The following is a 14,108-nucleotide window of genomic DNA, read 5'->3' on the forward strand; positions in this document are numbered from 1 at the left end:
GCGTCACCGAGTCGTCGGACCCCGTGCGGCCGGTGACCGTCACCAAGCCGAGGGAGGCGTCATGGGACACGGCGGAAACGTCATCGAGGAACTGACCACGGACCACCGCGAGGTCGATGCGCTGTTCGAGAAGATCGAAGAGCTGCCGACCGCCGACGGGAAGCGACGGGAGCTGGCCGACCAGCTCACCCTGGAGCTGGTGCGGCACTCGGTCGCCGAGGAGGAGTACCTCTACCCGGCGGTGCGCCGGTACGTCGACGGCGGCGACGACCTGGCCGACGAGGAACTCGCCGACCACGCCGAGGTCGAGCACATGCTCAAGGAACTGGAGAGCTGCCGGCCCGTCGACGACCGGTTCGACACGCTCCTCGCCCGGCTGAAGAGGTCCGTCGCCACCCATGTGCAGGACGAGGAGAACCGCCTCTTTCCCCTGCTGGCCGACGCCTGTCCCCCGCACGCGCTCGACGAACTCGGTGAGAGGATCCGCTCCGCCAAGAAGGCGGCTCCGACCCGGCCGCACCCGTCCGCACCCGACACCGCACCGGCGAACAAGATCCTCGCGCCCGGCGCCAGCATGGTGGACCACCTGCGCGACCTGCTCACCGGGCGCGGTCACGACGGCTGACCTGCCCGGCCCGCTGGTCCGGCCGTGTGGTCACCGACACGGTCACCCCGGCGTCGGGCTTCGCAGGAATGCCACGTTGCGACGCACCGTCACCAACGGATGGTGGACAAGAGGTCGAAGCCGAGTCGCGCGGTTTCCATGGCGTTCTGCCCGGCGTTGTCCTGCTCGACGATGTACTCCGTGATGCCGAGGTTCGCGGCGGCCTGGAAGACGCGGGCGAAGTCGATGACGCCGGCACCGGGTGCGGTGATGTCGCCGTTCTCGTCCATGTCCTTGACGTGGAACTGGCGGAACCGCGTCGGGTGGGCCTCCAGCAGCTCGACGGGATCCTGCCCGGCCCGCCAGGCCCAGTAGAGGTCCAACTCGAAGTGCACCAGGCCGGGATCCGTCTCGGCGAGCAGGATGTCGTAGCCGGTCCGGCCCGGGTCGTCGGGCAGGGGCAGGAACTCCACGTTGTGGTTGTGGTAGCCGACCTCGATGCCGAAGATCCCGGCCTGTTCCGCCGCCTTGTTGAGGTCGTGCGCGTACTGGCCCCACGCGAGCGACGGCGGGCTCAGCGGGCTGACGAGCCCTGTCGCGATGAATGCGGGAAGCGGTTCCACCATGTACCGCTGCCCGAGTATGAAAGCGTCCTCGATCATCTTCCGCCAGCGCGATTCGTCGTAGGGATACGGCGACTGGTGGCCGGAGGTGGCGCGCAGCCCGTGCGCGTCGAGGGCGCGCTTGAACTCCCGCGCCGTGCGGCCGTGGAAGCCTGCTTGTTCGACCTTGCGGTAGCCGATGGCCGCCAGGCCGGCGAATGTCCCGTCGAGGTCGGCGTCCATGAGCTCGCGCATGGTGTACAGCTGGATGCTGACGGCCTCCGGCGGCACCCGGTGCTTGTCCCGCTGGGGCCGCTGTTCCTGCGGTACGGCGTCGGGAGCCGCGACAGCGGAGGGAGCGCCGGCCGTGCCGGCGGTGCCCAGCACCGCCGCGGCGGCGCCTGCCTTCAGAAATCCACGGCGGCCAAGCAGCGCCCGCATGTCCGCGGGCAATTCGTTACCGTAACGGGTGCACATTGTTTCCTCACTTCGTTCCTGCCGAAGGCTTCGGCATCCCCATGTGCTCATTGATCTGGGACTGGGAGTCCGGCGGAGCACGCCACGGGCTCCGCCGGACTCCGTGCCTGCGGTCAACGGACCACGGTGAAACTCCAGCTCCGGCTGGACGTGTTTCCGGACGGATCCTCCGCGATCACGCGTACGTGGTGGGAGCCGGTGGCCGGCTTCTTGGCGGGCACGTGGGTGATCCGGTGGGTGACCTCGTCGTAGGTGAACTCCACGGCTTGCCCGTCGAGGTACATCGTCAGGTGCGCGGCAGTGAGGTCGGAGCGGTCGTCCCTCACCGTCGCGCCGATCGTCGGTTGCCTGTCCGATGTGCTGGACCCATCGGCCGGTGCGACGTCGCTGATCACCGGTGCCGTCGTGTCCGGTCCCTCGGTCACGGAGATCGTCACCGTGTCGCGCTCCGTGTTCCCCTTTCCGTCGGTGACGCTCAGGACCGCCGTGTAGCTTCCCGGCTCGGTGTAGGTGTACCTGGCGGTCTGCGTGTCGGCGCCCTGGCCGGGGACCCCGAAGTCCCAGTGGTAGGACAGCGCGTCGTCTTCGGGATCGCTGCCGCGGCCCGTGAACTCCACCGCGAGCGGCGCGGCGCCGCCGGTCGGGGTCGCAGAAGCCCGTGCCGCCGGTGGCGAGTTCAGCCCCGTGCCCACGAACTCGATGTAGTTCACCACCATCATGCTGTCCGCGTCGACGGGCGTCGGTGGCACGAGCGGATTGCGGAACACCAGGAAGAGCTCGTGCGAGCCGCCCGGGTCGCGCACCGGAACGCCGGCCGTCGTCCAGTTCTGCCCATCGAGCGTGCCCGGCACCTCGGCCGATCCCAGCAGCGGACCATCTGCCGCGCCGGTACGGACTTCTACCGTGCCGCCGAGCGCGCCGGCGGCGATCCGCAGGTCGAGGCGCTCGATGCCGGTCAGGTCGAACGGCTCGTAGGACACGTGGTCGCCGTCCTCCAGCTCGCCGATGGCCCGGCCACCGCCGCCCTTCGGATCGGAGATCTCGACCACCTTCACGCCGCTGTGGTGGGAGAAGTGCTCGGCCTGCTTCATCCGCGGCTGCAGCACGGCCGTGTCACTGCCGGTGAGCGAGGGAGTCCCGTCGGCGCCACCGTCGTCGGTGTAACTGGCCGAGACCGCGTAGAAGCTGGACTGGGTGTCCGGCTCCCACGCCGCCGGCACGGTCAGCGTGCCAGAGCAGCCCGTGAAGCTCTGGTCCCCATGCGCGTGCTCGTTGTGGCCGAGCGCCGTCTCGACGTGCACCCTCGTGCAGTCGATCGGCCCGTCCTGCGGGTCGCTGACCTCGACCTCGAAGGAGAGCCGGTCGCCGTAGTCGAACACGCCGCCGTTCGCCGGCCGCTTGATCGTCACGGTGGGCCGGTCGTTGCCCACGACGATCGTCGTCGTCGCCGTCCCGGTCTTGCCCGCGCCGTCGGTGACGGTGAGCCGGGGGGTGAACGTGCCGTTGCTCCGGTACACGTGGCTCGGGTCGGCGTCGGTCGCGTCGGTCCTTCCGTCGCCGTCGAAGTCCCAGGCGTAGGTCAAGGGGTCGCCTTCAGGGTCTCGGCTGCCGGCACTGGAGAAGGCGACCGTCAGGGGTGCCGTGCCGCTCGATGGGTCGGCCGATACGCGGGCGGTCGGCGAGCGTGAACCGTCCACGTGATTGATCTTGTAGACGGCCGCGTCCGGGCTCCCGCCGGCGTACATGCCGCCGTAACTGGCGCTGCCGTAGTCCATGACGTACAGCGACCCGTCCGGGCCGAACTCGAAGTCCATCGGTGCCGCCACTGTCCCGGAGTCGAAGAACGGGTGGACCGTCGCGGGTTGGCCCTCGACTCCGATCGCGATGTCCTTCATCCATCCGCGGCCCCATTCCCCCAGGAAGAAGTGGCCGTCGAAGTGGGCGGGGAACTTGGTGTCCGACACCAGAGTGGGGTCGAAGCGGTAGACGGGGCCGGCCATGGGTGCCTCCTGGCCGCTGCCGAACTCGTCGGTGGACTTCCCGTCGTAGTGCACGGTGCCGCCGTCGTACCAGATCCAGGGATGCTGTGCCGGCGGCAGCTCGCGCAGGCCGGTGTTGCGGGGCGACTCGTTCACCGGTGCGTCACAGGTGAACTTCGGGCCGGACTGCCCGGTGGCGAAGTCGTAGTCGTTGAAGGTCAGGTTGGGCCCGGTGCAGTACGGCCAGCCGTAGTTGCCGGGCTCCCGGATCTGGTTGACCTCGACCAGGCCGCCCGGTCCCCGTGTCTCCGACTCGCCGGCGGCGTCCGGGCCGTACTCGCCGACGTAGAGCCAGCCGGTCCTGGCGTCGACGCTGAAGCGGAACGGGTTGCGGAAGCCCATGGCGTAGATCTCCGGCCGCACCTTCGTGGGGTCGGTGTCGGGGTACTTCCCGTTCGGACCGAACAGGTTGCCTGCGGGGATCGTGTAACTGCCGTCTGCCTCCGGGCGGATCCGCAGGATCTTGCCGCGCAGGTCGTTGGTGTTCGAAGAGGTCCGCTGCGCGTCGTACGACGGGTTGCGGTTCGGCCGCTCGTCGATCGGAGTGTATCCGTCGGAGGCGAAGGGGTTGGTGTCGTCGCCGGTGGAGATCAGCAGGTTGCCCGCTTGGTCGAAGTTCAGGTCACCCCCGACGTGGCAGCACAGGCCGCGGTCCGCGGGGATCTTCAGGACGACCTGCTCGCCGCCCATGTCGAGCGTCGAGCCGTCGAGCCGGAAGCGCGACACGTACGTCTCGCCCTTGTAGCGCTCGAAGTCCTCCGCGCTGCCCTCGGCAGGGGCGTCACCCTCGTTGACACCGGGCGTCGCGGGGTCGTCGGCGGGTGTGTCGAGCTTCGGTGCGTACATGAGGTAGACCCACCGCGTCTGCGCGAAGTCGGGTGCCACCGCGATCCCTTGCAGTCCTTCCTCGTCGTGCTTGTACACCGGGATCCGCGCAGCGACCGTCGTGCCGACGCCCTCTTCGCTCAGGAAGACCCGCCCGTCACGACTCGTGTGCAGGACACGACCGTCGGGCAGCACCGCGAGGGCGATGGCCTCACCGACCCGATCCGGACCCATGGCCAGCGTGATCTGCTCGAACTTCTCGTCAGAGGGAGGCTCGTCCGAGACGGTGGTGGCATGACTGGCCTGGCTGAGCATCAGCAGACCGATGAAGAGGGCGCAGGCGGTGAGGCCGGCGATGAGGCTGCGCGCGCGTGCGTGTATCGAGGCTGACACCATCGACCCTTCTGTGGTCGTGCTCGGTTGCGGAAGTGCCGGAGTTGAAGGCCGCGTCGAAGGCGGCGGTGGACGGTTCAATCCCCGTGAACCTGCGCACGAACGCCAACCGTGGCGGCGTGCTCGAGCACCAGTCGGGCCGGGCGCGCGTGGTGCGGGTTCTCCGCTCGCGCAGCCATCGACGCCACTCGCCCTTCCACGGCGGGAGTTCGCCAGTGACCGTAGCCACTTCCCCCGAGGGACGGAAGAGCTTTATCCAAGGTTCCTTCTTCTTTTTCTCCTGGCTGGACAAAGAGTTGGGGGCGTCGCGCGGCGCAGCGGGCGAGGACCGGCTGGACGATCCGCTCGCCGAGCCACCGCTGGAACGCCGTCGGCACGACCTGGACGAGCCTGACGAAGCAGCCGCCGAGGATCAGCGCATCGGGCGCCGGTACGTCGATGGGCACCGCGGCGCCACGGGGCCGGCCACACCGCCTGGGCGTCGTTCACCACGCGTCGGCTTCGCGGCCCCGTCCCGGATCCGGCGGCGACGGCGGTAACCATCGGCAGCGGACGGCGCATCACCGCATCCGCCCGTTGTGGGTGAGTTGCTCTGTGCTGGTTGTTTGTGGTCGGACGCGGCATACGCCGTTCGAGGGCCATGTCGGGCAGCTCCGGCCGGACGCCCGCGGTGGGCCTCACACCGCCGAGCCGGCCTCTTCCTCGTCCGACGCGAGAATGGAGCTCTCCAGCTTGCGCAGCAACCCCGCGAGCCGGCGGCGCTCGCTCGGGGAGAGGCCGGCGAGCATCCGGCTCTCGTTGTCGAGGTGCTCCGAGAACACGGTGTCCACCGTTGCGAGACCCTTGTCGGTGAGACGGGAGTAGACGACCCGGCGGTCGTCCGCGTCCCTTTCGCGGACGATGAGGCCGTCCTTCTCCAGGCGGTCGATCCGCAGCGTCACTCCCGCCGACGAGACCAGGCCCGAGTCGGCGAGCTGCCCCGCCGTCAGCCGGTACGGCTCCCCCGACCGCCGCAGCGCGGTCAGTACGTCGAAGCCGGCGACGGACAGGCCGTGGCGCTCGATGGACGCGGTGAGCCTGGTGTTGTAGCGCAGGAAGGAGCGGTGGAGCCGGGCGAGGACCTCCAGCGGGCTCGTGTCCAGCTCCGGCCGTTCACGCGCCCAGTCCTCGATCACCTGCGCCACGGCGTCCCGGTCCGTCGGCCTCGATGCAGCCATTCTCATCCCCTCGCAGGCCTCGCCGGCACGCCCGTCCGACTTCTCACGACCCTGAGAATCTTACCGCTGAGGCGATTGCGTTCTACGGAGGCCGCCGGGCCCTTCCCGGAGCCCGCCGCCCGTCAGGAGTTGAGCTCCTCCAGCGTCCTGCCCTTGGTCTCGACCGCGAACCAGGCGATCACCGCACCGAGTGCGGCCACGGCCGCGAGCTGCGCGAAGACGAGGGAGAGGCTGCCGCCCGAGCCGATGACCGCGCCGACGGCGACGGGGCCGACGATCACGCCGAGGCGGTTCCACAGTCCGCCGAACGACGCTCCCCTGGCCCGGTTGTGGGTCGGGTAGAGCTCGGGCGAGTAGAGGTAGAGACCCGCGTTGACCGCGTACAGGAAGAAGGTCGTGCACGAGGCGAAGACGGCGACCTGGCCGCCCGAGACCGCGCCGGCGAGCGCGAGCACCCCCAGGGAGAGCATGGTGCCCGTCAGTGCGGCCACCAGCGCGGGGCGGCGGCCGATCCGGTCGATCAGCAGGGCGACGACGAGCGTGCCGAGCAGACCGGTGACATTGCTGAGCAGGGTGTAGACGAGAGCCGTGGTCAGATCCAGGCCGAACTGCTTGGTGTAGAGCGACGGCAGCCACGTGGAGATGCCGTGGTTGACGTAGTAGGCGACGAACCACAGGCCCGACAGCACGGCGGTGCGCCGCAGGTACCGGCCTCGGAACAGGTCGCGCAGCCGGCTGCGGGACGTCTCCTCGGGCACGGCCGCCGCGGGCAGGGGCAGCGGTTCGGCGGTGGCGCGGGCGACCGCGGCCTCGATGCGGGCGATGACCGCCTCCGCCTCCTCGGTGCGGCCGCGGGCCAGCAGCCAGCGCGGGGACTCCTCGACCTGGCGCGGCAGCACGGCGGCGATCAGCACCGGGAGGGCGCCGATCACGAACATGGCGCGCCAGCCGAGGTTGGGGACCACCCACACGGCGACCAGGGTGGCCGCCGCGAGACCGGCCGGGAAGATCATCTCGTAGAGCAGGACGAACCGGCCGCGCTTGTCGGACCGGGCGATCTCGTTGATGTAGGTCGCGGCGACGGGGACGACGCCGCCGATGCCGAGTCCCTGGACGAACCGGAAGAGCGAGAAGGTCTCGATGCCGTCGGCGAAGGCGACCGCGAGACTCGCGAGGCCCGTGACGGCGACTCCGAGGGCGACCGTGCGGACGCGGCCGATCCGGTCGCCCATCCAGCCGGCGCCCAGGGCTCCGAGCAGCATGCCGATGGAGGCGGAGGTGACGGCGAAGGTGGCCTGCCCCGTGGTCAGGTTCCATTCCTTCGTCAGGACGGGCAGTGCCGAGGCGGCCAGCAGCTGGTCGAACGCCTCGAAGAAGGTGACGGCGCCGATCAGGAAGCGGACCTTGACGTGCCAGCGCGAGTGCGGCAGTCGTTCGAGTCTCGCTGCTATGGAGCCAAGGGCTGGTTTGCCGGCCACAGTCGTCATGGAGGGGGTCCTTCCGCCAACAGAGGAGTTGCGGAGACAGTAGGTGGCCATACCTAAGCGGTCAATGGTTAAGGGCTTAGGAATATGGCCGCCGACCAACCGATCGCCGACCGCGGGTCGGCGATCCCGCACCCAAGAGGGGGGACACACAACGAATCCACCTCGGGGTCTTGCGTCGAGAAATTTAAGCCCTTAGATTTCTAGCACTTCGACAGCTGTGGACACCGAAGCAGCAGGCCCCCTTCGGGCCGTGTCCCCCGTCGCAGTCCCGCCCTTCTCACCGCCTCGCCCGGAGGTCCATCCGTGTCCCGCTTCCCCACCGACATCCTGATCGCGGGCCAGTGGCGGCGCGGCGCCGGCGAGCCGGTCGACACTGTCGACCCGGCCACCGGCCGCCTTCTCGCCACCGTCCACTCCGCATCCGCGGACGAGGTGGCCGAAGCGGCCGAGGCCGCGGCGAAGGCCATGGCGGACCCGGCCTGGCGCGACCTGCTTCCCCACGAGCGCGCCCGGCTCCTGCACCGGATCGCCGAGCTGACCGAAGGGGCCGCCGACGAGCTCTCTGCGCTGCAGACCGCCGACACCGGCAAGACCCTCGCCGAGACCAGGGCCCTCGCGCTCAGCGCGGCAGGCACGTTCCGCTACATGGCGGCGGCTCTGGAGACCGCCGAGGACTCGGTGACGCCGTCCCGCGGCGCGTACCTCACGATGAGCGTGCACGAGCCGATCGGTGTGGTCGGCGCGATCAACCCCTGGAACTCCCCCGTCGCCAGCGACGCGCAGAAGATCGCCCCCGCCCTCGCCGCCGGGAACGCGGTCCTCCTGAAGCCGGCTGCCTGGACACCGCTCGTCTCCCTCGCCCTCGGCCGGCTGATCACCCGGGCACTCGACGAGTTCGGCCTGCCCACCGCGCTGCTCTCGGTGCTGCCCGGCAGCGGCCGCGTGGTCGGCGACGCCCTCGTACGCCACCCCCTCGTCGCCCGTATCGGCTTCACCGGCGGCACGGAGACGGGCCGGTCGATCGCCGCCGTGGCGGCGCACAAGCTCGTCCCCGCCTCACTGGAACTGGGCGGCAAGTCGCCGACCGTCGTACGTGCCGACGCCGACACCGAACAGGCCCTGGCAGGAGTGATGTTCGGGATCTTCTCGTCCAGCGGCCAGTCCTGCATCGCCGGTTCGCGCCTCTTCGTGGCCCGTGAGATCTACGACTCCTTCGTCGGCGAACTCGTCGAGCGGGTACGGAAACTGCGCGTCGGGCCCGGCGCCGAACCCGGCACCCAGGTCGGCCCGCTCGTGCACCACCGCCACCGCGACGCCGTCGCCGCCTACGTCGACCTCGCCCGCGCCGAGGGCGCGCGCGTGCTGTGCGGCGGCAGTGCACCCGAGGGCGAGCGCTACCGGGACGGGGCGTACTACCTGCCGACCGTCCTCGATGGCCTGCCCAACTCCTCCCGGACTTGCCAGGAGGAGATCTTCGGTCCGGTCCTCGTGACCCTGCCCTACGCGGACGAGGACGACCTCGTCCGCCAGGCCAACGACTCCGTGTATGGGCTGGCCTGCGGCATCTGGACCCGCGACGCGCGGGCCGCGTGGCGGCTCGCGCGCCGGATCGAGGCGGGCACCGTCTGGATCAACACGTACAAGCAGTTCAGCGCGTCCACCCCGTTCAGCGGCTGGAAGGACAGCGGCCTCGGCACGGAGAAGGGCCGCGACGCCATCCGCGCCTACCAGCGCCAGAAGTCCGTGTACTGGGGCACCTCCGAGACGCCCCTCCCCTGGGCCAACTGACTTGACACGCCTGCCCTCTGGAGAGACTCATGCATCACCCACCGCCCGGACCGGTCGCCCGGCTGCGCTCCCTGCGCTACGTCGAGCTGCACACACCCGCCTTCACCGAGGCCGCCGGCTTCTACGAGGAGGTCTGGGGCCTGACGACCGTCGAGTCCGACGCCGACGCCCGGTGGCTGCGCGGCACGGGCGACGAGCACCACGTCCTGCACCTGACCAAGCGGGAGCGGGTCGGTCTCGGCCGGATCGCGTTCGCCGTCGCCACCCCCGCCGAGGTCGACGAGGCCGCCCGCCGCCTCGAGGTACGCGGCATCGTCCCCGTCCATGGGCCCGGTCCGCTGGAGCAGACGGGCGGCGGCTACGGGCTCCGGTTCACCGACCCCGAACAGCGTCTGATCGAGATCAGCGCCCACGTCGAGGCGGTCGTGCCGCGAGGCCGGGACGCCGCGGTGCCCGTCGGCGTCACACACGCCGTGCTCAACACCACCGACATCGACGCCGCCGTCGCCTTCTACTGCGACGTGCTCGGACTGCGCGTGTCCGACTGGTCCGAGCACCAGATGGCCTTCCTGCGCTGCAACGCGGACCACCACTGCATCGCCTTCAACCAGGCCGAGTGGACCTCGCTCAACCACGTGGCGTACGAGATGCCCTCGGTCGACCACTTCATGCGGGGCCTCGGGCGGCTGCGCCACCACGGCATCACCCCCCAGTGGGGCCCCGGCCGGCACGGCCCCGGCAACAACACGTTCTCCTACTTCACCGACCCGTCCGGCCTGGTCTGCGAGTACACCTCCGAGGTCGCCCAGATCGTCGAGGACGCCTGGATCGCCCGGGTGTGGCGGCGGGTCCCGGAACTGTCGGACCTGTGGGGGACGGCCGGTCCGCCGTCGAAGGAGATCCGCTGCCGCATGGCGGGCACCCCCGACCCCGGCCCGCTCGCCCCCGTCGACGCATCCGCACCCGAGCACACCGAGCACACCGAGGAGAACGCCGCATGAGCACCGTACGCAAGGTGGGCGTCGTCGGCTGGGGAGCGATCGGCCGGGTCGTCGGCACCGCGCTCGCGGAAGGGCAGCTGGAAGGCGCCGAGTTGGTGTGCGTTGTCGACAACCGTCCCCTCGGCGGGGCCTTCCCCGTGCGGCAGGTGTCCTTCGAGGAGTCGCTCGAGCTCTGCGACCTGATCGTGGAGGCCGCAGGCCAGGGCGTCGTACGCGAGTGGGGCGAGCGGGTGCTGACATCGGGCACCGACCTGCTCGTCGCCTCCACCGGGGCGCTGACGGACGACGAGCTCGCCGAGCGGCTGCTCGCGGCCGGGCCCGGCCGGGTGTACTTCACGGGCGGCGCGGTCGGCGGACTCGACCTGCTGCAGGCGGCGCGCTGCCTCGGCCCGCTCGACGAGGTCCGCCTCACCACCACGAAGCTCCCTGCGACGCTCGAACAGCCCTGGATGGACGCGGAGTTGCTGCACCGGATGCGGACGGCGACCGGGCCCGTCGACGTCATGACGGGCACCGCACGGGACGTGCCCGCGAAGTTCCCCAGGTCGACGAACGTGGCCGCGTCGGTCGCGCTGGCCGTCGGGGACCCGGACGCCGTGCGGGTCCGGGTCGTCGCCGACCCCTCTGCGCATCTGACCCAGCACGTGGTCGAGGCGTCGGGACCGCACGGCGCCTACCGCTTCGAGGTCGCGCACCGTCCCATCCCCGGCAATCCGGCGACCAGCCAGGTCGTGCCCCATGCGGTGCTGCGCAGCGTCGCGGCGATCGCCGGACGGACGGGACAGATCCTGTGAGCGCGCCCGCCGACGTCCACGTCGAGGAGGCCGGCGACCGGGGACCGCTGCTGCTGTGCCTGCACGGCATCGGATCGTCCTCGGCGTCCTTCGCCCCTCAGTTCGCCGAACTCTCCGCCCTCCTCCGGGTCGTGGCCTGGGACGCTCCCGGCTACGGCAAGTCCCCTGATCCGGCCGCCGCCCTCACCCTCGACGACTTCGCGGACGCCGCTGCCGCCGTCATCCGCGAGCGCGGCACCGGCGCCCATGTTCTCGGCGTCTCCTGGGGAGGTGTGATCGCGCTGCGGCTGGCCACCCGCCACCCCGGCCTCGTCACCTCCCTGATCGTCGCCGACTCCAGCCCCGGTTCCGGCACGGACGGGGCCAGGGCCGAGGCCATGCGGGCCCGTGCCGTCGAACTGGCCGAGCTGGGCCCCCGTGCCTTCGCCGAGGCACGCGGCCCGCGGCTGGTGTCGCCCGGCGCGCCGGACGAGCTGGTGCGCCGCGTCGTCGACACCATGGCGGGCGCGGTGCGGCTGCCGGGCTACGCGTACGCCGTCGAATCCATGGCCTCGGCCGATCTGCGCGCTGAACTGCCCACCGTCGCCGCACCCACGCTCGTGCTCTGCGGCGACCAGGACACGGTCACCGGACCGGAGGCCAGTCAGGCCATCGCCGGGTCCGTCCCCAGGACCGCCAGCGTGATCGTCAAGGACGCCGGTCACCTGGCCAACCAGGAACAGCCGGGCCGCTTCAACGCCTGGCTGCTCGCCCACCTCCGTATCACCGCACGCATCCCCGAGTAATCAGGAGTCGTCACCATGCCTCTGACCACCACCGCGTACGACAACGGCGGCGACCTCGCCGCGTACACCGACTCGCTCATCGCCACCAAGGACTCGCGCGTGGCGGACTTCGACACGCTCTCCTTCCAGGAGAAGGCCGGCCCGCAGTACCGCCGCGGCCAGATCCGCTACGTCGGCTCGGGAGCCACCGGCAACCACGAGAACGACAGCCGCATCATCCCGTCCGGCGGCTTCACCTTCTCCAACATGCTGCTGCCGCCCGGCGCCGAGGGCCCGGCCCACACGCACCACGACGTCGAGGAGGCGTTCTTCGTCCTAGAGGGCGAGGTCCGGGTCGGCATCCACCGCGGTCCGGACGAGGTCGAGTACCGCACGCTCGGCTACCGGGACATGATCGTCGTCCCGGCCGGTGTGACCCGCTCGCTGAAGAACGAGGGCGACACCGACGCCCTGTTCTGCGTCGTCATCGGCACGCAGAAGCCGCAGGTACCGACGTACCCCGCGTACTCGCCGATGCACGGCGTCACCCGTGGCTGACGAGCCGTCGGCCGGTGGGCGGACGGTCGTCGTCACCGGGGCGGGCCGTGGCCTGGGACTGGCCATGGCCCGCCGGGCCGGTGCCGACGGCTTCCGGGTCGTCGTCGCCGAGCTGGACCGGGAGCGGGGCGAGCGGGCCGTCGCCGGGCTGTGCGCGGAAGGCGTCGACGCGCACTTCGTGCGCTGCGACGTCGCCGACCCCGCCTCGGTGGAGCAACTCGCCGCCCGCGCAGACGACTTCGGCCCGCTGTACGGGCTGGTCAACAACGCGGCGCTGGCCAACGGCGTGGGCGGCAAGGAGTTCCAGGACATCGACGTCGAGATGTGGGACCGGCTGATGACGGTCAACGCCCGCAGTCCCTGGCTGGTGTCGAAGGCACTGTACCCGCTGTTCACCACTCCCGGCCGGATCGTCAACATCGCCTCGGACGCCGCCCTGTACGGGTCTGTACGCCTTGCCCACTACATCGCCTCGAAGGGCGCGGTCATCGCGCTCACCCGGGCGATGGCCCGTGAACTCGGCGACCGGGGCATCACCGTGAACGCCGTCGCCCCCGGCCTCACCGAGTGCGAGGCCACCGAGACCGTGCCCGCCGTGCGGCACGACCTCTACCGCGCGAACCGGGCCGTCTCCCGGCCGCAGCAGCCCGACGACATCACCGGGATCGTCTCCTTCCTGCTCGGTGAGGAGTCCCGCTATCTGACCGGACAGGTGATCGCCGTCAACGGCGGCTTCACCATGAACTGAAGTGCAGGAGTACCACTGATGGATCTGGGCCTCGCCGACCGCACGATCGTGGTCACCGGCGGCAGCTCGGGCGTCGGCCTGGCCACGGTCCGCGCCCTGCTCGACGAAGGCGCCCGCGTCGCCACGTGCGGACGTGACGCCGGCCGGCTGGCCAGGGCCGCCGACTGGACCGGCGCCGGGCACGACCGCCTGCTGACCGGGGTGTGCGACGTACGGGACGCCGCTTCCGTGAGCCGCTTCGTCCGGCGCACCGCCGAGGAGTTCGGCGGCGTCGACGGACTCGTCAACAACGCCGGGCAGTCCCGGATGAAGGGACTCGACGACTCGACGGCCGACGACTGGCGCGACGAGCTGGAGCTGAAGTTCGCCGGGGTGCTCAACCCGCTGCACGCCGCCCGCCCGTATCTCGCCGCATCCGGCGCGGCGAGCGTCGTCAACATCAACGCCGTCCTCGCCAAGCAGCCGGAGACCCGGTTGATCACCACCAGCGCCGCCCGCGCCGGCATCCTCAACCTCTCCAAGTCCCTGTCGGCGGAGCTGGCCGGCGACGGCATCCGGGTCAACTCCGTCTGCCTCGGCCTCATCGACACCGGCCAGTGGACCCGCCGCCACGCCGCCGCCGGCTCCGGGACGGCTTACGAGGACTGGCAGGCGGAACTGGCCGCCGACCGGGGTGTCGCGCTCGGCCGTCTCGGCCGGGCCGATGAGGTCGCGTACGCGGTCGTCGCCCTGCTCTCGCCCCGCGCCTCGTACATCACCGGCACGAGCATCGACGTCTGCGGCGGCATCGGCCGCTCCATCCTCTGAGGAG

13 protein-coding genes are annotated in these 14,108 nt (G+C 70.8%); 9 read left to right on the forward strand and 4 right to left on the reverse strand.

Going from position 1 to position 14,108, the window contains the following annotated elements:
• The first annotated feature begins 61 nt into the window (after positions 1–61).
• Positions 62–625, forward strand: coding sequence for a hemerythrin domain-containing protein (locus ACLB9X_RS08605; RefSeq protein ID WP_410359659.1), 564 nt, complete (start codon positions 62–64; stop codon positions 623–625).
• 89 nt (positions 626–714) lie between these two features.
• On the opposite strand, the gene ACLB9X_RS08610 is transcribed toward ACLB9X_RS08605, so the two are convergent.
• Positions 715–1,659, reverse strand: coding sequence for a TIM barrel protein (locus tag ACLB9X_RS08610; protein WP_410359660.1), 945 nt, complete (start codon positions 1,657–1,659; stop codon positions 715–717).
• 137 nt (positions 1,660–1,796) lie between these two features.
• The gene (locus tag ACLB9X_RS08615; protein WP_410359661.1) at positions 1,797–4,943 is read right to left on the reverse strand and encodes a PKD domain-containing protein; all 3,147 of its coding nucleotides are present in this window, start codon (positions 4,941–4,943) and stop codon (positions 1,797–1,799) included.
• Positions 4,944–4,975: 32 nt separating this feature from the next.
• Here ACLB9X_RS08615 and ACLB9X_RS08620 point away from each other — a divergent pair, with 32 nt between their 5' ends.
• Positions 4,976–5,479 (forward strand): hypothetical protein, encoded by a 504-nt coding sequence (locus tag ACLB9X_RS08620; RefSeq protein ID WP_410359662.1) that lies wholly within the window; start codon positions 4,976–4,978, stop codon positions 5,477–5,479.
• A gap of 138 nt (positions 5,480–5,617) precedes the next feature.
• Here ACLB9X_RS08620 and ACLB9X_RS08625 read toward each other — a convergent pair whose 3' ends face one another.
• Together ACLB9X_RS08625 and ACLB9X_RS08630 are read right to left on the reverse strand one after the other, a co-directional pair.
• Positions 5,618–6,163 (reverse strand): MarR family winged helix-turn-helix transcriptional regulator, encoded by a 546-nt coding sequence (locus ACLB9X_RS08625; RefSeq protein ID WP_410359663.1) that lies wholly within the window; start codon positions 6,161–6,163, stop codon positions 5,618–5,620.
• Between the two features lie 116 nt (positions 6,164–6,279).
• The gene (locus ACLB9X_RS08630; RefSeq protein ID WP_410359664.1) at positions 6,280–7,644 is read right to left on the reverse strand and encodes an MFS transporter; all 1,365 of its coding nucleotides are present in this window, start codon (positions 7,642–7,644) and stop codon (positions 6,280–6,282) included.
• 303 nt (positions 7,645–7,947) lie between these two features.
• Here ACLB9X_RS08630 and ACLB9X_RS08635 point away from each other — a divergent pair, with 303 nt between their 5' ends.
• From ACLB9X_RS08635 to ACLB9X_RS08665, 7 genes are read left to right on the forward strand one after another with little or no spacing between them, the layout of a single operon-like run.
• Positions 7,948–9,432 carry an aldehyde dehydrogenase family protein gene (locus tag ACLB9X_RS08635; protein ID WP_410359665.1) on the forward strand — a complete coding sequence of 495 codons (1,485 nt, stop codon included), beginning with the start codon at positions 7,948–7,950 and terminating at the stop codon, positions 9,430–9,432.
• Positions 9,433–9,461: 29 nt separating this feature from the next.
• A complete protein-coding gene (locus ACLB9X_RS08640) occupies positions 9,462–10,433 on the forward strand; it encodes a VOC family protein (protein WP_410359666.1) in 972 nt (323 codons plus the stop codon).
• Positions 10,430–11,227 (forward strand): aspartate dehydrogenase domain-containing protein, encoded by a 798-nt coding sequence (locus ACLB9X_RS08645; protein WP_410359667.1) that lies wholly within the window; start codon positions 10,430–10,432, stop codon positions 11,225–11,227. Before ACLB9X_RS08640 ends, ACLB9X_RS08645 begins: the two co-directional genes overlap by 4 nt.
• Entirely contained in the window at positions 11,224–12,012 is a 789-nt protein-coding gene (locus tag ACLB9X_RS08650) for an alpha/beta fold hydrolase (protein WP_410359668.1), read from the forward strand. The genes ACLB9X_RS08645 and ACLB9X_RS08650 overlap by 4 nt, the downstream gene beginning before the upstream one ends.
• Positions 12,013–12,027: 15 nt before the next feature.
• On the forward strand, positions 12,028–12,549 hold the full coding sequence (locus ACLB9X_RS08655; RefSeq protein ID WP_410359669.1) for a cupin domain-containing protein: 522 nt from the start codon (positions 12,028–12,030) through the stop codon (positions 12,547–12,549).
• Positions 12,542–13,297 (forward strand): SDR family oxidoreductase, encoded by a 756-nt coding sequence (locus ACLB9X_RS08660; protein ID WP_410359670.1) that lies wholly within the window; start codon positions 12,542–12,544, stop codon positions 13,295–13,297. Before ACLB9X_RS08655 ends, ACLB9X_RS08660 begins: the two co-directional genes overlap by 8 nt.
• A gap of 18 nt (positions 13,298–13,315) precedes the next feature.
• Positions 13,316–14,104, forward strand: coding sequence for an SDR family oxidoreductase (locus tag ACLB9X_RS08665; protein ID WP_410359671.1), 789 nt, complete (start codon positions 13,316–13,318; stop codon positions 14,102–14,104).
• Positions 14,105–14,108 lie beyond the last annotated feature (4 nt).

Source organism: Streptomyces sp. 5K101 (assembly GCF_046506645.1).
In the GTDB taxonomy this organism is placed as follows: domain Bacteria; phylum Actinomycetota; class Actinomycetes; order Streptomycetales; family Streptomycetaceae; genus Streptomyces.